The sequence below is a fragment of the Streptomyces sp. NPDC029674 genome (genome assembly GCF_044903205.1).
Lineage (GTDB): Bacteria > Actinomycetota > Actinomycetes > Streptomycetales > Streptomycetaceae > Streptomyces.
Genome location: NZ_JBJDPY010000002.1, coordinates 218,898 through 237,838 on the forward strand (window position 1 = coordinate 218,898; position 18,941 = coordinate 237,838).

The window sequence follows — 18,941 nt, forward strand, 5'->3', positions numbered from 1 at the left end:
CGGCCGGGGGGCGCACACTCCATTCGGGGCACGCGGAACGGCCGCCCCCGTTCGCACGGGGACGGCCGTTCAGATCGGACGGTGCGTCAGTCGTTGGCGCACTGGTTGCCGAACGCCGGGTTCAGCAGGCCGATGACGTTGATGCTGTTGCCGCACACGTTGACGGGGACGTGGACCGGCACCTGCGCGGCGTTGCCCGAGATGACGCCGGGGGAGCTGGTGGCGGCTCCCTGCGCGCCGGCGTCGGCGGCAGCGACACCCGCGGATCCGGCCACGGCTGCGGCGGCGACGGCGGACAGGGCGAGAGCCTTGGTGGTACGCGACATGGGGTGCTGCTCCTTGGTGATGATGCGACGTACGGGCGGGATGCCCGTCTAGAGGCATCAACTGCCGACCTCGACGCCGAGTTGTGCGCCCAGACGGGTGATAAGGGGCGCGATTCATTGCGGTGACGGCGCCGCGGGTCCGCCGGAGCGCCGGGGACCTCCGCTGCCCCGTGCTGCCACCGATCACACGTACGGATGCCGTCCGCGGCCCTCTTCACCAATCCGACACACGTACCGAGGTCGCCGGAGCGGCTCGCTTCAGCGGTTACAGTTGCGCTTCCCTTTAGGACATTCCACTCATACGCCTACTGATTCGTACATTCGCCGCACATCGCCCCAACTTCTCCGTGGTGAGCCCCGCGTCGCTCCGCACTGACTCAAGGGAGACGCGCATGCCTCTGCCTTCAGCACCCCCGCCCCCTCGGATCCTGCACGTCAGCCAGCCCGTGGACGGCGGCGTGGCGCGGGTCGTCGTCGACCTGGCCACGGCGCAGGCCGCCGCCGGTACGGACGTACATGTGGCGTGCCCTCAGGACGGTTTCCTGGCCTCGGCGTTGGGCGCCCTCGGCATCCGCGTCCACCCCTGGGGCGCGTCCCGCTCCCCCGGCCCCCGCCTCGCGGCCGAGGTGAGGGACCTGAAGCGCGTCATCGGTACGGCGGGGCCCGCGCTCGTCCACGCGCACAGCGCCAAGGCCGGGCTCGCCGCGCGCCTCGCGCTGCGCGGTGGCATCCCCACGGTGTTCCAGCCGCACGCCTGGTCCTTCGAGGCGGTGGGCGGCCCCACCGCACTCGTGGCCCGCCTCTGGGAGCGCCGCGCGGCCCGCTGGGCGACGCGCATCGTCTGCGTCAGCGAGGCCGAGCGAGTCACCGGCCTGCGGGCCGGTGTCGTCGGCTCGTACACGGTGGTCCCCAACGGCGTGGACACCGGCCGGTTCACGCCCGACGGGGTCGCGCCCGACGGTCACGACCCCGCGGGCGGGCCGCTCGTGGTGTGCGTCGGGCGGCTCTGCCGGCAGAAGGGGCAGGACGTGCTGCTGCGCGCCTGGCCCGCGGTGGCCGCGCGGGTGCCCGGGGCCCGGCTGGTGCTGGTCGGCGACGGGCTCGACGGGGAGCGGCTGCGGGAGTGGGCCGGGCCGGAGGTGGCGTTCGCCGGGGCGGCGGCCGACGCCGCGCCCTGGTACCGGGCGGCCGACGTGGTCGTCCTGCCGTCCCGCTGGGAGGGCATGGCGCTGGCCCCGCTCGAAGCCATGGCCTGTGCCCGTCCGGTGGTGGTCACCGACGTGGACGGTGCCCGCGAGAGCCTCCCGCCGGCCCACCGCGCGCACGCCCTCGTACCGCCGGAGGACCCCGAAGCCCTGGCGCGGGCGCTGGTCGCCCTGCTGCGGGACGGAGAGCTCCGCGCCGAGCTGGGGCGGCGGGGCCGCAGGCACGTACTGGACCACCACGACGCACGGTGTGCCGCGGCCGCGATCGACGCGGTCTACGGCGAGCTTCTGGGCACGGCGCCCACCGGATACAGGGAGTGCACCACCACGTGAGTGCGGAACGGACCGTTGCCTCCTCATCGGCTCAGCCACGGCAGGACACCCAGGCCCCACCCGGAACCTTCGTCGTCGCACCACGCGAGGCGACGGTCCGCCGCGCCGGGGCGTCGGCACGGCGGCCGGCCCGCCGCCGCCGCTCGGCCGCCGCACTGGTGGCCGCCGACTGCGCCGCCGCCCTCCTCGGGCTGCTGCTCCTCGACGACCCGCGGCAGCAGGCCGTACTGGCGCCCCTGCTGGTGGCCAGTGTGCTGCTCCTGAACGCGCGGGGCGGCCTGTACGAGTACGCCGCGCTGCCCGACACGCTCGGCCGGCTGCCGTCGCTCGCCGGGCGGATCGCGCTCGGCTGGTCCCTCACCGCGGTCCTCGCGTCCGCGCTGCCCGGGGCGGGGCCGCTCCCGCCGGGCACGCTGCTCGGCATGGCCGCGGCGCAGTGCCTGCTGAGCTTCTGCGGGCGCGCGCTCGTCCACCGGCAGCGGCGGGCCGCCACCCTGCGCAGGCCCAGCCCGGTCCTGGTCCTCGGGCCGAGCGGGCAGGCGCGCGGGGTGGCCGCGGCGCTGCTGCGGCGCCCCGGCTGCGGCATGCGGCCGGTCGGCATCGTCAGCGAGACGGGGGACCCGCCACAGGAAGAGGACGGTGATCGTGAGGCGGCGGCGGAGTCCGGGCCCGAGCTGCCGGTGCTCTGCACGGAGGACGAACTCCACCGGGCGGTGATCCAGAACGACGTCCGTGCCGTGTTCCTCCTCGCCGGACGGGGTCCCGGGCTCACCGGGTGGCTGCCGGCGCTGCACGGTCTGGGCTGCGACCTGTGGGAGCTCGACCCGCACTGCGCGGAGGGCGGGCACAGACCGGACGGGCCCCGGCAGTACGTGGCCGGGTTCGCCTGCCGTCCGCTGACCGCCGGGTGCCACGGGACCGGGTTCGGCAAGCGGCTCCTGGACATCGCGGTGTCGGGCGTCCTGCTGCTCGCGGCCGCGCCGGTCCTCGCGGTCTGCGCGCTGGTGCTGCGGGCCGTCGAGGGACCCGGCGTGATCTTCCGGCAGGAGCGCGTCGGCAAGGACGGGCAGCTCTTCACCCTGCTGAAGTTCCGCACCCACCGCCCCGCCGACCAGCAGGAGGCGGCGACCCGGTGGAGCGTCGCCGACGAGCGCCGGATGAGCGCGTTCTGCCGGTTCCTGCGGGGCACCTCGCTCGACGAGCTGCCCCAGCTGTGGAACGTACTGCGGGGCGACATGAGCCTCGTCGGACCGCGGCCCGAACGGCCGTTCTTCGTCGCGCAGTTCAGCCAGGCCTACCCCGACTACGCCCACCGGCACCGCATGCCGACCGGCATCACCGGGCTCGCCCAGATCCACGGGCTGCGCGGCGACACCTCCATCGAGGACCGGTGCCGCTTCGACAACGCCTACATCGACAGCTGGTCGTTCTGGCAGGACCTGTGCATCCTGCTGCGCACCGTCGGCTGCCTCGTACGCCGCACGGGGAGCTGAGCCGGTGACCACCCACGCCCCCACCGCCCCGGCCCGGGGCACCCGTCCGCTCGACGTGGTGCTGCCCGAGCTGCGGCGGAACGCTCCGGTGCTGCCGGTGGTGCTGCTCGTCGCCCTGCTCGCGCTGCCGGTGCCCGCCGGGGCCGCCGCCTCCGGGGGCGGCGGTACCGGCACCGTGGCCGACGCGGCGTCCGCCCTGGTCGTCGGCTTCTGCGCGGTACGCGCCGCGCGGGCCGTGCGGGCCGGGCGGCGCCCGCTGACCCGCACCGCCGCGGTGCTCCTCGGGATGCCGGTCGTCGGCATCACCATGGCCGCCTTCGGCGCCTCGTCCGCCGCGACCGGCGTCGCCGGGGCCGCGCGCTATCTGCAGATCTTCGTCCTGGTGCCGGCCGCCGTACTGCTGCTGATCCGGGACGCCCGCCAATTCCGCCTGCTCGCCTGGTCGTTCGTGGCGCTCGGGCTGTGGCAGGGCGTCATCGGCGTACACCAGAACCTGACCGGCACCGGCGCCTCGTACATGGGCGAGGACATCCGCGCGGTCGGGACGTTCGGCTCCACGGACGTCATGGGGATGGCCACCGTCGTCTCGTACGGGCTCGTCTGCGCGCTGGCCCTCGCCTTCCGCCCCCGCGCGCCGCGCCAGCGGTCCGCGGCGCTGCTGTGCGCCGCCCTGCTGACCGTGCCGCTCGCCCTGTCCTTCAGCCGCGGCGCGTGGATCGCCGCGGCGGCGGCCTGCACCGGAGTGCTGCTGCTCGGCGGGGTGCGCCGGGCGGGCCGGGCGCTCCTTGCCGCGGCGGCCGCCGGCGTCGTCCTGGTGGCCGGGCTCGGGGTGGGCTCCGCCATGCTCCAGGAGCGCCTCAGCAGCATCACCCAGGTCACCGGCGCACCGGACCAGTCGGTCACCGACCGCTACACGATGTGGGCCGCCTCGGTCGACATGTGGCGCGGGGAGCCGCTGACCGGGGTCGGCCTGAAGGGGTTCCCCGACCACCGCGACAGCCACGCCTCGCTCGCCCTGTCCGCCGCCAGCGACACCGCGGGCGCCGGCAGCGGCTTCGTCCGCCAGCCGCTGCTTTCCCCGCACAACATGTACCTGCTCGTACTCGGCGAGCAGGGGCTGCTCGGCCTCACCGCGCTGGTCGGCGGCTGGGCGGCGCTCGTGGTGTGCGGGGTGCGCCGGTGGCGGCGGCAGCGGACCGGGCGGAACGGTCCCGGCGGCACCGGCGGCCCGGAGCTGGACTGCGCGCTGGTGGCCTGCGGGCTGCTGATCTGGCAGCTGACCGACTTCGTGTACGCCGACATCGGCGGGCCTTCCACCGTCCTGACCGGGGTCGCCTTCGGCCTCGCGGCGTGGTGGGCGGTCGGCCTGCGCGGGCGGCCCGGGGAAGGGGGTACGCGATGACGGGCGTGCCGTCACCGGTCGCCCCGGAAGCGGAGGCGGAAAGGGGCCCGGCCGGGGGCTCCGGCGGTGGTCCGGGAGCGGGCGGGAAGACCGGCGGCTCGTTCCTCGCCAAGGCCGCGCTGGTCACGGCCGTGCTGTCCGTCGCCGGTTCGCTCCTGGGTCTCGTACGCGACCAGGCGCTGGCCCACTTCTTCGGCGCCGGGACCGACACGGACGCCTTCCTCGTGGCGTGGACGGTCCCCGAACTGGCCGCGACGCTGCTCATCGAGGACGGCCTCGCCTTCTTCCTCGTGCCCGCGTTCAGTTTGGCGCTGACGCGCCGCGCGGACAGCACGTCCGCCGACCCGGTCCACGAGCTCGTACGGGCGTCGCTGCCCCGGATGACCCTGTGCTTCGCGGGCACCGCCGTACTGCTGATCGTCGCGGCGCCGTACCTGGTCGCGGTGCTGGCCCCCGGGCTGCCCGATCCCCGACTGGCCGTCGACTGCACCCGGCTGACCGCCACCTGCGCCCTGACCTTCGGGCTCACCGGCTACTGCAGCGCGGCGCTCCGGGCCCACCAGCGGTTCGTCGCGCCCGCGACGGTCTACGTCGCCTACAACGCGGTCATCATCGCCGCCCTGTTCGCCCTGGCGGTGCCCCTGGGGGTACGGGCCGCGGCGGCGGGCGTGGCCGTGGGCGGCGCGCTCATGGTCGTCGTACAGGCGCCTTCGCTGTGGCGGCAGCTGCGGCGCCCGTACCGTCCCGAGCCCGAGACCACGACCGACACCGAGACCACGAGCACGAGCACCAGCGGGGCCGAGCCCGCCAGAACCCTCCAGACGGCCATCATCTGGACGGTCCTGCTCTTCGCCCTGTGCCGCCAGTCGCAGGTCCTCATCGAGCGGTTCCTCGCCTCGTCGCTGCCAGCCGGGGCCATCTCGCACCTGAACTACGCGCAGAAGGTCGCGCAGATGCCGATGGCGCTCTCCCTCATGCTCTGCACGGTCACCTTTCCCGTGGTCGCGCGGGCGCTGGCCATGGGCGAGACGGAGCGGGCCCGCGAGCGCGTCGAGCGCGATGTCGTCCTGGCCGGGTGCCTGGTCCTGATGGGTGCGGCGGCCGTCATCGCCACCGCTCCCCCGCTCGTCGAACTGCTCTTCCAGCGCGGCGCCTTCACCGCCCGCGACACCGCCACCACCGCCTCGGTCATGCGCGTCTACGCACTGGGACTGCTCGGCCACACGCTGGTGGGCGCGCTGGCCCGCGCGCACTTCTCCGGCGCCCGGACCACCTGGATCCCGCTCCACGCCATGTTCCTCGGCATCGTCACCACCGCCGGCATCGGATTCCTGACCGTCGGCACCTGGGGCGTCCTCGGCATCGCAGGGGCCAACGCGACCGGCATCTGCGTCACCGCGCTGCTCCTGCTCCGCGGCCTGGGCCCGCGCACCGTACCAATCAGGAAGCGGGCCGTCGTCGGGCAGCTGGGCCGGCTCGTGCTCGCCGCCGCGGGCGCCACGCTGCTCGGCGCGGCGGCCGTGCGGGGCGTGGCGCAACCCGCCCCGGCGGTCCTCGCGGGCTTCGCGGTGGTGGCCGTCTCCTTCGCGCTCCTGGGCCTGCTCCTGGGGGCGCAGCCCTGGGCAACCGCCCTTCGCTCCGTCGGCAGAAAGCTGCGTCATGTCCGTTGACCTCACTCCGCCCGCGCCGTCCGGTACGGAGCCCTTCCTGCGGTTCCGGCCACCCCGCAACCCGGCGTGGGTGGCGATGTACCACTCCGTCGCGGACCCGTCCGACGACCCGTACGAGATCACCGTCGCCCCCGACCGGCTGGCCGCGCAGCTGCGCTGGATGCGGCGGCAGGGGCTGCGCGGCGTGTCGATGAGGTACCTGCTGGAGGCGTGCGCGCAGGGCCGGGAGCACAACCTGGTGGGCCTCACCTTCGACGACGGCTACCGCGACTTCGCCGAGCAGGCGCTGCCGCTGCTGCGACTGCACGACTGCACCGCGACCCTGTTCGTGCTGCCGGGCCGGCTCGACGGCGACAACGCCTGGGACCCGCTCGGCCCGCGCAAACCGCTCCTCGGCGCCGAGGGCATCCGGTACGCGGCGGAGTGCGGCATGGAGATCGGTTCGCACGGTCTCACCCACGTCGACCTGACCGCCGCCGACGACCGGCAGCTGCGTCGCGAAATCAGCGGCAGCCGTGCGGCGCTGCGCGACCTGACCGGCACCGAGCCGCAGGGCTTCTGCTATCCGTACGGCCACGTCGACGAGCGCGTCGTGACCGCGGTGCGCGAGGCCGGATACCGGTACGGGTGCGCGATCGCGCCGGGGACGCTCGCCGGGACGTACGCCCTGCCCCGCGTCCACATCGGCCAGAGCGACACGGCGTGGCGGCTGCGGCTGAAACTGCGCACGAACCGGCTCAGGGGCCGCGCGCTGGACGGCTCGGCGGTGTCCGGATGAGCGGCGGGACGAGCGGCCGGATGAAGGTTCTGCACGTCATCACCGGGCTCGGGGTGGGCGGCGCCGAGCTTCAACTCCGCCTGCTCCTGCGCCACCTGCCGGTCGAGTGCGACGTCGTCGCGCTGACCAACCCGGGCACCGTCGCCTCCGCCATCGAGGCCGACGGGACCCGCGTCACCGACCTGGGCATGGCAGGCAACCGCGACCTGGCGGCGCTGCCCCGGCTGGCCCGGCTGATCCGGGCGGGCCGGTACGACGTGGTCCACACCCACCTCTACCGCGCCTGCCTGTACGGGCGCCTCGCCGCCCGGATGGCGGGGGTGCGCGCGGTGGTGGCCACCGAACACTCCCTGGGCGACTCGCAGATGGAGGGGCGGCCGCTGACGCCGGGGGTGCGCGCGCTGTATCTGGCCGGGGAGCGCCTCGGCCGGGTGACGGTCGCTGTCTCGCCCGCCGTGGGGGCGCGGCTGCACCGGTGGGGCGTGCCGCGCCAGCGCATCCGGGTGGTGCCGAACGGCATCGAGGTCGAGCGCTTCCGGTTCGACCCGGCGGCCCGCGCCCGCACGCGCCGCCAACTGGACGTGGACGACTCGGCGTTCGTCGTGGGCGGGGTGGGGCGGCTGGCGCCCGGCAAACGTTTCGACGTCCTGCTGGAGGCGGCCGCCCGGCTGCCCGAGGACGTCGTCGTCGTACTGGTCGGGAGCGGGACCGAGGAGCCCGGGCTCCGGCGGCTCGCGCACCGGCTCGGCCTCACCGGACGGGTGCGGTTCGCCGGCGAGTGCACCCACGACACGGGCGGCCTGCCCGCGCTCCTGTCCGCCATGGACGCGCTGGCCTCCCCCTCCCCCGAGGAGGCCTTCGGCCTGGCGCTCGTCGAGGGGCTCGCCGCCGGGCTCCCCGTGCTCTACGCGTCCTGCCCCGCTGTCGAAGGCCTGGACGCCGGCGAGCGGACCGGCGCCGCGTACTGCCCGAGCGACCCGGACTCCTTCGCGCGGGCCCTGCACGGCCTGCGCGGTGACGTGCCGCCGCACCGCGAGGCACCGGCGGCGGTGCGCCACTACAGCATCACCCGAAGCGCCGAACAACTGATGGGCGTCTACGCGTCAGTTGCCCCCGGCCCGACCCTGGAGGTGACCCCTCGATGAGTGACTCGACGAGTGACTCCCTGAACGCGCGCTCGCGCACCGGGCCCCTGCGAGCCCGCCTCGCCCGGCTGCCCGGCCGGCCGGCCCTGCCGCGCCTTTCGGCCCTCCCGCGCTGGTCGGCTCTTCCCCCCTGGTCGGCCCTGTCGGTCTGCGCGGTCGTCGGCGCCCTGGCCGGGGCCGGGTACGGCGTGCTGCAGACCCCGCAGTACACGGCCACGAGTTACGTCGTCGCCGTCCCGCAGGCGAAAGCGGACCCGACCACGGCGCTGGGCTTCGCCCAGGCGTACGGCAGGGTGGCGACGCAGCTCGCCGTGCTGGGCGACGCGCAGGTGGCAGCGGGCATGTCGGCGACGGAGCTGCAGGACAAGGTGCAGGTGGCCACCTCGCCCGACGCGCCGATGATCGCGGTCTCGGCGACCACAGAGAAGCCGGACTCCGCCGCCGTCACCGCCAACGCGGTGGCACGGTCCCTCGCCACGAGCGCCAACCACTCCAAGGACAGCACCCACGTCAAGCTGCTGCCGTTCTCCCGCGCCCTGCCGCCCGACGCGCCCTCGTCGCTCTCCACCGGGGTGACGGCGCTGGTCGGCGGGAGCGCCGGCGGGCTGCTCGGCGGCCTCGCGCTCCTGGTCCGCCCGCGCGCGCGTACGGAGCCGGCGGCGGGTCCCTCCGTCCCCGGCCCCGCGTCCGCCCTGGTCGGGAGCGCCCCATGAGTACGGCACCGGCGAGCACGGCGCCGAGCACCCTGCCCACGGCCGAACTCTGCGTGGACGAGGACGAGTTCGAGGCGCTGGCCGAACCGTGGGGGCGGCTGTACCGGTCGTGTGCCGAGGCCACCCCGTTCCAGAGCCATGCGTGGCTGTCGTCCTGGTGGCGGTCGTACGGCCGCCGTGGCCGGCTGCGGGTGCTGCTCGTCCACAGCGGTGGCCGGCTGATCGCCGCGGCGCCGCTGATGCGGGTGGACCGCCCGCTTCCGGCGCTGAAGCCGCTGGGCGGCGCGATCTCCGACTTCACCGACGTCCTGCTGGACGGCGCGCACCGGGAGGAGGGCGTCGAAGCGCTCCTCTCCGGGCTGTACGCGCTGGCCAAGACCGCGCTGATCGACTTCGGGGAGGTCCGTCCCGGCGCGTGCGTGGAGAGCCTCTACGAACGCTGGCCGGGGCCGCGGCGCACGCTGCCCGCGTCGGACTGCCTCGAACTTCCCGCGCTGCCGATCGAGGGCCTGCTCGAACGCCTGCCGGCACCGCGCGCCCAGCGCGCCCGGGCCAAGATCCGCAAGCTGACGGCGCTGGGCGTGGAGAGCCGGGTCGTGCCCGTCGAGGAGGTGGAGTCGTCGGTGCGGACGCTGCTGCACCTGCACCAGTTGCAGTGGCAGGGGCGCAAGGTGACCTCCGAGCACCTCCAGCCGCGGTTCCACGAGCACCTGCTCCGCTCCATGCGCCCGATGGTCGCGGCGGGCGAGGCGGTGCTGACCGAGTTCCGGCTCGACGGCGAGGTGCTTGCCGCGGACCTGACGCTGCTGTCGGGCACGCTGGCCGGCGGCTATCTGTACGGCGCCCATCCGCGGCTCAGGGAGCGCAAGGTGGATGTGGCGACGATGCTCCTGGAGGCGTGCACCCGGCACACCAGCGGCGAGCACCCGCGCGCGCTGAGCCTGCTGCGCGGCAACGAGCCGTACAAGCACCACTGGCGCCCCGAGCCGGTCACCAACCGCCGCTTCCTGCTGGCCCGCAGGCGCACCGTCCCGCTGGTGTGCGCGGTGGCCTGGGGCGCGTCGGGCCGCCAGTGGGCGAAGCGGCGGCTGCGCGAGGGCGACGGACAGCGGGCCGGTGACGCGCGGCGCGGTGACGGAGCCTCGTCGTGACGGCCCGCGCCACCGCGGAACGGCGGAACGTCAGGACTTCTCCCGCCCCTTCTCCCGCTCCTTCACTTGCTCCTTCACCCCCTCCTGCGCCCAGTCGAAGCGCAGGCACAGCTTGCCGCCCAGCCAGTACTCGACCCAGTCGCCGAGGCCCACCGGCGAGCAGGCCGTGGGCTCCCCGGGCCGGGTCGGCGTGGTGGGGGCCCCGTCGCGGCCGGAGAGCAGCTCGCGGTAGACCCGTGCCGCCTCGGGGTTGTCCCTGCACTGCCACACGCCGTGCGGGCAGTAATCGGTGAGCGTGTTGTACAGCGGCTTCTTCTCGTCCATCCAATTCAGCATGCGGCGCATATATTCTTCGTTGTCGCCGTTGCGGAAAAGCCCCCATTCCGGGAACGAGATGGGCTTCTTGTGAGCCGCCGCGAAGTCCACGTGCTCCTGGAGCCCATAGGGCTCTTTGATCTGCTCGTCGAACGACATTCCACGCGGCTGGTCGTACGAATCCATGCCGATGATGTCGACGACGTCGTCACCGGGATAGCACTCCGTCCAGGGAACGGCGTCCCGCCCCCTGCTCGGCGTGAAGTCGAACCGGAACTTCTGTCCCGGTACCGATCGCATCGTGGTGACGATCCTGTTCCAGTACTTCTTCCAGGACTCCGGGTCCGGACCGCAGCGATGGGTGTACGTCGTGCCGTTCATCTCCCAGCCGAGCACGACGACCGTGTCGGGCACCCCCAGGCCGACCAGGCGCTCGGCGAGTGCCCGGTAGTGGCCGTCGAACCCGCCCGCGGCGCCCCGCTCGAGGAGCCGGGCCACCTCGCCGTCGTCGACGCCCTCCTCGTTGCGTTCGAGCATCGGGACGTTGAGGACGAAGAGCCGGTCGTCCTTCGCCCTGCGCCACTCCGCCCAGCTCTCCAGGAAGTCCGGGGCGCCCTCGATGTTGCTCCACCGATCACCCGGGAGGTACGTGTGGCCGACCCGCAGCTCGGCGCCGCCGAGCCACTCGCCGAGCTCGCCGATGCGCTCGACCCCGCGGGGCCCGTAGTGGAGATACGCGCCGAAGGCGGGGGCCGGCGCGGCGGCTTCCGGGGGTTCGCCGTCGCGCACGGCTCCGACGGTGTGTCCCGGCAGGGAGGCCAGGGCCACCGACGAGACGATTCCGGCGGCGATGAAGGCGAGACGTCTGCTGCGCCGAAGACGTTTACCGCGTTGAAGACGTCCACCGCATCGAAGCCGCTGTGGGGCGTGTGGGCCCATATCCGCTCCTCGTTTTCCGACCTCACTTCACTGACACTCCGTCATATGTATTTCTATTGCGCCAATCGAGTTTCTAATCCCGTGTTCCGCCACATCGCCCGCATGGGCGATCGACAAGCGAGGGTGACGTTGCAGTCTCTGGATACCCGCATTCCTGCGGTCCTGTTGCGGATCGACAGGAATCCCTTCCACCACGGGACCCTGGGCGCCGTGCGCTCACTGGGCCGCGCCGGAATCGAGGTCCATTTGGTGGCCGACGACTTCGGCAGCCCCGTACAGCGGTCCCGCTATCTGCACCGGATGCACGCGCCGCCCGCCCCCGGCGCCTCGCCCGCCGAGGTGGCCGCCGTGCTGCGGCGGGTCTCGCACCGGCTCACCGGCCCCGCCGTGCTGATCCCCCTGGACGACGCGGGCGCCCTCGCGGTCAGCGCCCTGTACGGAGAGCTCACCGACCGCTTCCTGGTGCCCCGCGTGCCCGGCGACGTGGCCGAGCGCGTAGCGGACAAGGCGGGCCTCGCCCAGGTCTGCACGCAGGCGGGCGTGGCGCACCCGACGACGCTCGCACCGGACTCCGCCGCCGAGGCCGCCCGCGCCGTGGACCTCCTCGGCGCCCCGGCCCTGGCGAAGTGGAGCCGCCCCTGGCTGCTCCCCCAGGACACCGGACTGCGCAGCACCACCGTGATCGGCTCGCCGCAGGAGGCCGTCGCCCTCTACGAGCGCCGCGCCGAGGCCGGCAGCCGCCTGCTCCTCCAGGCCTTCGTGCCAGGAGCCCGCGAGGCGGACTGGTTCGTCCACGGCTGCGCGGGCCGGGGCGGTGTCGTACGCGGCGGGGGCACGGGCCGCAAACACCGCTCGTGGCCGCGCTCCGCGGGCCTGACGGTGAGCGGCGACTGGGCCCCGAACCCCGCGCTCTGGGCCGCGGCCGCACAGGTCGTGTCGGCCCTCGACTACCGCGGGATCTTCGACCTGGACTTCCGCAGGGACGCCGTGACCGGCGACTTCCACCTCATCGACTTCAATCCGCGCCCCGGCGCCCAGTTCCGCCTCTTCGCCGACGGCACGGGCACGGACGTGGTGCGCGCCCTGCACCTCGACCTGACCCACCGGCCGGTGCCCGCCCCGCACCCCCTGCCGGGCCGCACGTTCGTGGTGGAGAACTACGCGCCCCTGGCGGCCCTGAGCGCCCTGGCCCGCTCCGGCCGACACTCCTCCTCACCGGCCGGCGAACTCGCCTGGCACGCCGCGGACGACCCCGCCCCCGGGGCCGCCATGCGCCGGATGTGGCGCAGCCACGTGGTGCGCCGGCTGCGCGACGGCGTCGGCCACCGCTCGCGCGAGGCCCTGTCGATGGGGGCGCGGGACCACGCGCCCGCCGTACTCCCCGCCCAGGCGAACAGAGAGCGAGCCGTCACCGATGCATGAGTCACTGATGCATAAGTCACCGACGCATGACCTGCTGATCGTCGGAGCGGGCCCTTACGGCCTGTCGATCGCCTCGCACGCCGCCGCGGCCGGCCTGGACGTACGCGTCTTCGGCAGGACCATGGCGTCCTGGCGGGACCACATGCCGCGCGGCATGTTCCTCAAGTCGGAGCCGTGGGCCTCCGACCTCTCCGACCCGGCGGGCCGGTACGGCCTCGCCGCGTACTGCGCCCGCGAAGGACTGCCCGCCGAGCACGGCCGCCCGCTGCCCATCGAGCACTTCGCCTCCTACGGCCGCTGGTTCGCCGAGCGGGCCGCCCCGCCGGTCGACGAGCGCCTCGTCGCCTCCGTCCGGCCCGCCCCCGGCGGTTACGAGGCGCGCACCGAGGACGGCGAGGTCTGCCACGCGCGGGCGGTGGCGCTCGCGGTGGGCGTGCTGCCGTTCACCGAGATCCCCCGGGCCGTACGCGGCCTTGGCGGCGCACACGTCTCGCACAGCAGCCACCACGCCGACCTGCTGCGCTTCCGCGGCCAGGACGTGACGGTGCTCGGCGCGGGGCAGGCGGCGCTGGAGACCGCCGCCCTGCTGGCCGAGCAGGGCACCCGCGTGCGGCTCCTCGCCCGGTCGCCGCGCGTGCGCTGGAACACCGTGCCCGCGGCCTGGCAGCGGCCGTGGTGGGAGTCCCTGCGCGCCCCGCACACGGGCCTGGGCTGCGGCTGGCGCAACAAGTTCTACACGGCGACCCCCGGCGTCTTCCGGCGGCTCCCGGAGCAGACCAGGGCCCGCGTCGCCGCGGGGGCGCTGGGTCCGGCCGGCGCGTGGTGGGTCAGGGACCGGGTCGAGGCCGGTGTCGACATCCGCGTCGGCCACCGCGTGGAGAGCGCCGAACCGGCGGGCGGCCGCGTCCTGATGCGTACCGCCTGCGCCACCGGCGAGGACCTGCGCTTCGAGACGGACCACATCATCGCGGCCACCGGTTTCCGGGCGACGACCCACCGCATCGGCGTCCTGCCCCCGGACGTCCGCGGCCACCTGCGCTCCCTCGCGGACGGAACCCCCTACGTCAGCGACCGCTTCGAGAGCTCACTCCCCGGGCTCTTCCTCGCGGGCCTGACGACCGCGTCGAGCTTCGGCCCCGCCATGCGCTTCGTGTACGGGGCCTCGTTCACCGCCGAACGCCTCGTGCGGGGCGTCGAACGGTACGTACGACACGCTGATCGGGTGGCACGGCCGACGGCCCAGGCGTGGCGCGCCGTCCCCCAACTCCGCGGCTCCTAGCCTCGGTTCAGGCGCCGCGGAGACGGCACCGGGCTCGGCTTCCGTGTACGTGATCGCTCCACCGAAGCCGAGCCACCAAGGGGGCTCTCCAGGGCGCTCTCTTATGAGTGATACGGCGGGCGAACGGGTGAACCTCGTGCCCCGCGCGGGCCGTCCGGTGCTGCACTGAAGGGGCTACACCGGGACAGGCCGGGTCGCTTCCCGCCAGCCGTCGGCTCTCATGCCGTGGGTGAGTGACGCCCCCCGACGGGCAGGCCACGTCTCTACCTCCTCAACGCCGGCAGGGAAGCGGTTCCGTCTCCGCTTCCCTGCCGGCGTACTGCCGTTTCCGGCGCCGCGTCTCCCACCCGCTCAGCGCCGGGACGAGGCCTGCCCCCGCCGGTAGAGGACCGCTCCGCCGAGCAGCAGCCCCGCGCTCGCGCCCGCCACCCCGAGCATCCCGGCGTCCGCTCCCGTGACGGCAAGCTGGTCGAGGGGCGTCTCCGCGGCGACCGGCCGCCGCGCGTGCCTGCCCTGCGGCTCGTGGTGCGGCGTGGACGCCGACGACACCTCGGCGGGCCGCCGGTCCTTGCGGTCGGCCGGGTCGTCTGGGGCCTCGGGCGGCATGGCCCGGGGCCGCGGGTCGGGGCCGTGCCGCTCGGCCTGCGGCGGCTGGTGCGCGGCGGGCGGCTCGGCGTGGGACGGGCCCTGGTGGGTGCTGCCCTTGTCGCCGCAGCGGTTGCCCATGGCGCTCGAAAGGGCGGCCACGATGCCCACGGAGTTGCCACAGGCGTTCACCGGCGCGTCGACCGGGGCCTTCGCGTTGTTGCCCGCTCCCACGCCGGGCGACTGGGCCGAGGAGCCCTGGGCCGCGGCGCCGGAGGAGGAGCCGGAGCCGCCGTCGGAGCCGGGGGAGTTGCCGGAGCCGGCGCGCGGCGTCGTCTTCGGGGCGCTCTCCGCCGGTCGTGAGGGGGGTGGGCCCTGCCGGGCAGGGGGGCCGGAGTGGGAGGCGGAGCCGCAGCTGTTGCCGAAGGCCGGGTTGGCCGCCGCGGCGGCGTTCGCCGAGTTGCCGCACACGTTCACCGGGACCTGCACCGGGGCCTGCACGTTGTTGCCCGACAAGAAGCCGGGCGAAGCCTGCGCCTGACCGTTCGCTCCGGAATCGGCGAACGCGTGGGCGCCGGACAGGGACAGGATGCTCGTGGCGGCCGCGGCGGAGAGCATTCCTTTGCTGAGGGCCTGTCGCAATCTAGTGGTCTTTCTCTGTCCGATGGGAAGCCGGCCTTGGCGCCGGGACGGCTGCCAAGGCCGGCTGGGACACAGCAGGAACAGCTGAGCCGCTACGTCAGTCGTTGACGCACTTGTTCCCGAACGTCGGGTTCAGGAGAGCGATGACGTCGATGCTGTTGCCGCACAGGTTGACCGGGACGTGGACGGGAACCTGGATGACGTTGCCGGAGATGACGCCCGGGGAGTTGGACGCCGCGCCCGAGGCACCGGCGTCGGCGAACGCCGGGGCGCCCACGCTCAGCGCCATGACCGCGCCGGCGATGATCGTTGCGCTCTTCTTGAGCTTCACAGCTTTTCCCTTCTTTCGGGCCACGCCTAAACGGCGGCCGGAGCCGGACGGGCATTCCCTGTTCCCGCACCGTGACCTGAGCACTGCATAACGAACGTAAGGACCCGAAGAAACCGCCGAGTTGACGCTCTTCGGAAGTTCACTCGAATGCGACACACCGGTGAACGGGCCATACCGATAACGAAGTTGCCCCCTGGCATGAGAAAGCCCGGACCGCCCGAGGAGGAAAAGGGGCGGGCGGCCCGAGCAGTCTCTGCAGCGCGGAAGATCAGCCGTTGTGCTCGCCGTTGGCGGACAGCAGCGGGATGTCGCTGAGGATGTGCGACAGCGGCTCGTCGCCCTTGGCCTGCGTCGAGTTCTCGGTGCACTGCTGGGTCTGCGGCGCCGACAGGATCGGGATGTCCTGGATACCGATGTTGACGAGGGCGACGATGTTCTGGATGTTGGCCTTGACCGGCAGGCCGATGCAAGGCTTGTTCAGCGTGCCCTGGATCAGGGAGAGCTGCGGGCTCATGTCGCCCTTGGTGGCGGAGTTGCCGAACGACTGCTCAGCGCCGTTGCCGCTCATCGACTGGGTGCCGGTGTCGTCACCGACAGCCATCGCGGGGGAAGCGATGCCGGCCACCGCCACCGCGGCCGCTGCCATTGCCATTGCCTTCTTAAGCATTCGTGGTTCCTTTTCTGGGGCAGACGCTCACGTTACTGCGGACTGCTCAACTCCCCGCCCTGCGTTTAGTTCTGGGCATTCACTCCATCGGATCGTCGGCGGTCCGCACGACGACGGAAGCACTCATCCCAGCGGGCGGCCGCGTATTGGGCCATCGGAGTGAATTTCAGCAACCCCTATCGCTTGCGGCAGTTGCTCAGGGTGCTCCGAGGACGGGGCTAACTCAGAGAGGAACACCTGTGATCAAGAAGGTTATGACCGCAGCTGCGGTCACGGCTTCCGTCGTCGGCATGTCGGCCGCCGCAGCTCCCACGGCCCTCGCCATCGGCAACGACGGCGGCACCGAGACCATGAGTGGCAACAATGCCATGCAGTCGTTCGGCAACTCCGCCACGTACGGCAACATGAGCCCGCAGATGGCGCTCATCCAGGGCTCGTTCAACAAGCCCTGTATCGCACTGCCTGCCAAGGCCAACATTCAGAACATCGTCGGCCTGGTCAACATCGGTATCCAGGACATCCCGATCCTCTCCGCGCCGCAGACGCAGCAGTGCACCGAGAACTCGACGCAGGCCAAGGGCGACGAGCCGCTGTCGCACATCCTGGAGGACCTGCCGATCCTGTCCGGCAACGGCACTCACAACCACTGATCCCGAATGCCTTTCGGCGGGCCGTCAATTTCCTCCTTGGCGGCCCGCCGCGCTGTTTCATTCCCGGGGCCAGGGATCGCTCTCGACCAGCCTTCTCCACTCGGGGTCCGGTCGGCCCGGGACAGTTTTCCCCTGCGCGTACCAACTCCTCAGCAGCGAACCGTAGATGGGGTCGGTGCGGCACTCCGGAGACTGCCTGCTCGTCGGAATGACACCTAGCCGCTGCCATGGTCCTGTGCGGTCAGCCATATTTCCTCGTCGAGAGTCGGGGCGTCTCCGTCTTCGTTCCTGGCGAAGTGGCCGACGAAACGGCGCCCGTTGCGGCGAAAGCGGCCGCCGAATTGAACACACTTATCCACCGAACGGTTCAATCGCCGCAACTCCCGCCCCATAGCTCAGTTGATCACCATGCGGCTCCGGAGTGGAGCCTCACTCGAAGGGAACTCCCCACCATGAAGAAGCTGCTTGCAACGGCTGCCATCGCCCTGTCCGCGGCCGGCATGACCGCAACCCCGGCCATGGCCATCGGCGATGACTCGAACACCGAATCCATCAGCGGCAACGGCGCCGCCCAGTCGTTCGGTAACTCCGGGACGAAGGGCCGGATGAGCCCGCAGATGACCCTGGTCCAGGGCTCGCTGAACAAGCTCTGTGTCGGCCTCCCGGTCAAGGCCAACATCCAGAACATCGTCGCCCTCGTCAACATCGGCGTGCAGGACATCCCGATCCTGTCGGCGCCGCAGATGCAGCAGTGTGTCGAGAACTCGACGCAGGCCAAGGGCGACGAGCCGCTGTCGCACATCCTGGAGGACCTGCCGATCCTGTCCGGCAACGGCGCTCACAACCACTGATCCAGGGACCCCGCTCTGCCCAGGGGGCACTGCCGGGGAAGGCCCGCACATCGTTGCCGGTGCCTTCCCCGGCAGTGTCATGGGACGGCATCACTCCACCGGCGGCGTCCGGCGGGCAGGCCCTCGTAGGACCCTTCAGCGTGGTGAGCGTCCGTGCACGCCCCACAGACGCGTGCACACGCTTACACCGAAGGGTCTGAGTATGAAGCGCATATCCCGCGCCCTCTCCGTCGCCGCCGTCACCGCCGCGCTGGCCGTCCCGGCCGGCGTCGCCCTGGCGGCCCCCGCCTCCGCCGCCGTTCCGGCCGCGCAGCAGGCCGACGGCCGGGACTGGGACGACGGGCACCACGGTCACGGCCACCACCACGGGCACGGTCACGGGCATCACCACGGACACCACCACTGGCACGCAGGGCTGGGGCTGGGCCTGGACTTCGGGTTCTGACCCGTCCTGACCCCGTCCTGATGCCGTCCTGATGCCGGACGGTCTGCCCGGTGGCCGCCACGGATCCCCGTGTGCGGCCATCGGGCATTCCGGCGCCATCGGGGCGAAACACCCGAACGCCGTGTGTGGGTCCGCACTGGTGGGGCAGCCGAAGAGGAACAGTCCCCACACCATCGGTGGGAGTGATGCGCTGTGACAACCGACAGCACTCAGGAAACCTGCATCCTCATCCGCCCCCGCAGCCCGGCAGCCGCCCGGGAGAACGTGCGCGCAGTACTGCGCCAGGGGCACCCGCACGCCGCTGACATGGCGGTCGCGGACGCGGTTCTGGTCACCTCGGAACTGGTCACCAACGCGCTCAGGCACGGCGGTGGCCTGCGCGGATTCCACTGCCGCGTACGGTACGACCACGTAGAGATCACCGTCGAGGACGGCAGCGACGCGGTCCCGGTCGTCCGGGCCCGGACGGGCCTCCTCGTGAGCGGCGGACACGGCTGGCCCACCGTGTGCCGCCTGGCCGACGACGTCACCGTGACGCGCCTTCCCGGGGGCGGGAAGCGCATCGTCGCCCTCGTACCGCTGACGGCCTGAGCCACCGC

At 73.1% G+C, this 18,941-nt stretch carries 19 protein-coding genes; 14 read left to right on the forward strand and 5 right to left on the reverse strand.

What is annotated here, in order from left to right; genetic code table 11:
* Positions 1-86: 86 nt before the first annotated feature.
* Positions 87-326: a chaplin gene (locus tag ACI2L3_RS04875; RefSeq protein WP_404750881.1), complete on the reverse strand. Its 240-nt coding sequence runs from the start codon at positions 324-326 to the stop codon at positions 87-89.
* A 392-nt stretch (positions 327-718) separates the two neighbouring features.
* Between ACI2L3_RS04875 and ACI2L3_RS04880 the strand changes: the two genes are divergently transcribed.
* The 8 genes from ACI2L3_RS04880 to ACI2L3_RS04915 are packed head-to-tail and all read left to right on the forward strand — an operon-like array spanning position 719 to position 10,216.
* On the forward strand, positions 719-1,864 hold the full coding sequence (locus ACI2L3_RS04880) for a glycosyltransferase (protein WP_404750882.1): 1,146 nt from the start codon (positions 719-721) through the stop codon (positions 1,862-1,864).
* On the forward strand, positions 1,861-3,357 hold the full coding sequence (locus ACI2L3_RS04885; protein ID WP_404750883.1) for an exopolysaccharide biosynthesis polyprenyl glycosylphosphotransferase: 1,497 nt from the start codon (positions 1,861-1,863) through the stop codon (positions 3,355-3,357). The genes ACI2L3_RS04880 and ACI2L3_RS04885 overlap by 4 nt, the downstream gene beginning before the upstream one ends.
* Positions 3,358-3,361: 4 nt before the next feature.
* Positions 3,362-4,759: an O-antigen ligase family protein gene (locus ACI2L3_RS04890; protein WP_404750884.1), complete on the forward strand. Its 1,398-nt coding sequence runs from the start codon at positions 3,362-3,364 to the stop codon at positions 4,757-4,759.
* On the forward strand, positions 4,756-6,429 hold the full coding sequence (locus ACI2L3_RS04895; RefSeq protein ID WP_404750885.1) for a lipid II flippase MurJ: 1,674 nt from the start codon (positions 4,756-4,758) through the stop codon (positions 6,427-6,429). Before ACI2L3_RS04890 ends, ACI2L3_RS04895 begins: the two co-directional genes overlap by 4 nt.
* A complete protein-coding gene (locus tag ACI2L3_RS04900; RefSeq protein WP_404750886.1) occupies positions 6,419-7,207 on the forward strand; it encodes a polysaccharide deacetylase family protein in 789 nt (262 codons plus the stop codon). The genes ACI2L3_RS04895 and ACI2L3_RS04900 overlap by 11 nt, the downstream gene beginning before the upstream one ends.
* Before the next feature lie 20 nt (positions 7,208-7,227).
* Positions 7,228-8,352 (forward strand): glycosyltransferase, encoded by a 1,125-nt coding sequence (locus ACI2L3_RS04905; RefSeq protein WP_404751324.1) that lies wholly within the window; start codon positions 7,228-7,230, stop codon positions 8,350-8,352.
* Entirely contained in the window at positions 8,349-9,065 is a 717-nt protein-coding gene (locus ACI2L3_RS04910) for a lipopolysaccharide biosynthesis protein (RefSeq protein ID WP_404750887.1), read from the forward strand. Before ACI2L3_RS04905 ends, ACI2L3_RS04910 begins: the two co-directional genes overlap by 4 nt.
* A complete protein-coding gene (locus ACI2L3_RS04915; RefSeq protein WP_404750888.1) occupies positions 9,062-10,216 on the forward strand; it encodes a GNAT family N-acetyltransferase in 1,155 nt (384 codons plus the stop codon). Before ACI2L3_RS04910 ends, ACI2L3_RS04915 begins: the two co-directional genes overlap by 4 nt.
* Positions 10,217-10,246: 30 nt before the next feature.
* Here ACI2L3_RS04915 and ACI2L3_RS04920 read toward each other — a convergent pair whose 3' ends face one another.
* Positions 10,247-11,470 carry a glycoside hydrolase family 26 protein gene (locus ACI2L3_RS04920; RefSeq protein WP_404750889.1) on the reverse strand — a complete coding sequence of 408 codons (1,224 nt, stop codon included), beginning with the start codon at positions 11,468-11,470 and terminating at the stop codon, positions 10,247-10,249.
* A 129-nt stretch (positions 11,471-11,599) separates the two neighbouring features.
* Between ACI2L3_RS04920 and ACI2L3_RS04925 the strand changes: the two genes are divergently transcribed.
* Complete coding sequence (locus ACI2L3_RS04925; RefSeq protein WP_404750890.1) at positions 11,600-12,892, forward strand: ATP-grasp domain-containing protein; 1,293 nt, start codon at positions 11,600-11,602, stop codon at positions 12,890-12,892.
* A gap of 7 nt (positions 12,893-12,899) precedes the next feature.
* Positions 12,900-14,171, forward strand: coding sequence for an NAD(P)-binding domain-containing protein (locus ACI2L3_RS04930; protein WP_404750891.1), 1,272 nt, complete (start codon positions 12,900-12,902; stop codon positions 14,169-14,171).
* 351 nt (positions 14,172-14,522) lie between these two features.
* On the opposite strand, the gene ACI2L3_RS04935 is transcribed toward ACI2L3_RS04930, so the two are convergent.
* From ACI2L3_RS04935 to ACI2L3_RS04945, 3 genes are all read right to left on the reverse strand, one after another.
* Positions 14,523-15,398 (reverse strand): chaplin, encoded by an 876-nt coding sequence (locus tag ACI2L3_RS04935; protein ID WP_404750892.1) that lies wholly within the window; start codon positions 15,396-15,398, stop codon positions 14,523-14,525.
* 97 nt (positions 15,399-15,495) lie between these two features.
* Positions 15,496-15,729: a chaplin gene (locus tag ACI2L3_RS04940; RefSeq protein ID WP_404750893.1), complete on the reverse strand. Its 234-nt coding sequence runs from the start codon at positions 15,727-15,729 to the stop codon at positions 15,496-15,498.
* A gap of 268 nt (positions 15,730-15,997) precedes the next feature.
* Entirely contained in the window at positions 15,998-16,396 is a 399-nt protein-coding gene (locus ACI2L3_RS04945; protein WP_404750894.1) for a rodlin, read from the reverse strand.
* A gap of 239 nt (positions 16,397-16,635) precedes the next feature.
* Between ACI2L3_RS04945 and ACI2L3_RS04950 the strand changes: the two genes are divergently transcribed.
* The 4 genes from ACI2L3_RS04950 to ACI2L3_RS04965 all read left to right on the forward strand — a co-directional run bounded on the left by ACI2L3_RS04950 (position 16,636) and on the right by ACI2L3_RS04965 (position 18,933).
* Positions 16,636-17,046: a rodlin gene (locus tag ACI2L3_RS04950; protein WP_404750895.1), complete on the forward strand. Its 411-nt coding sequence runs from the start codon at positions 16,636-16,638 to the stop codon at positions 17,044-17,046.
* 452 nt (positions 17,047-17,498) lie between these two features.
* A complete protein-coding gene (locus ACI2L3_RS04955) occupies positions 17,499-17,897 on the forward strand; it encodes a rodlin (protein ID WP_404750896.1) in 399 nt (132 codons plus the stop codon).
* 202 nt (positions 17,898-18,099) lie between these two features.
* Positions 18,100-18,342 (forward strand): hypothetical protein, encoded by a 243-nt coding sequence (locus ACI2L3_RS04960; RefSeq protein WP_404750897.1) that lies wholly within the window; start codon positions 18,100-18,102, stop codon positions 18,340-18,342.
* Positions 18,343-18,534: 192 nt separating this feature from the next.
* Complete coding sequence (locus tag ACI2L3_RS04965) at positions 18,535-18,933, forward strand: ATP-binding protein (protein WP_404750898.1); 399 nt, start codon at positions 18,535-18,537, stop codon at positions 18,931-18,933.
* The last annotated feature ends 8 nt before the right edge of the window (positions 18,934-18,941 follow it).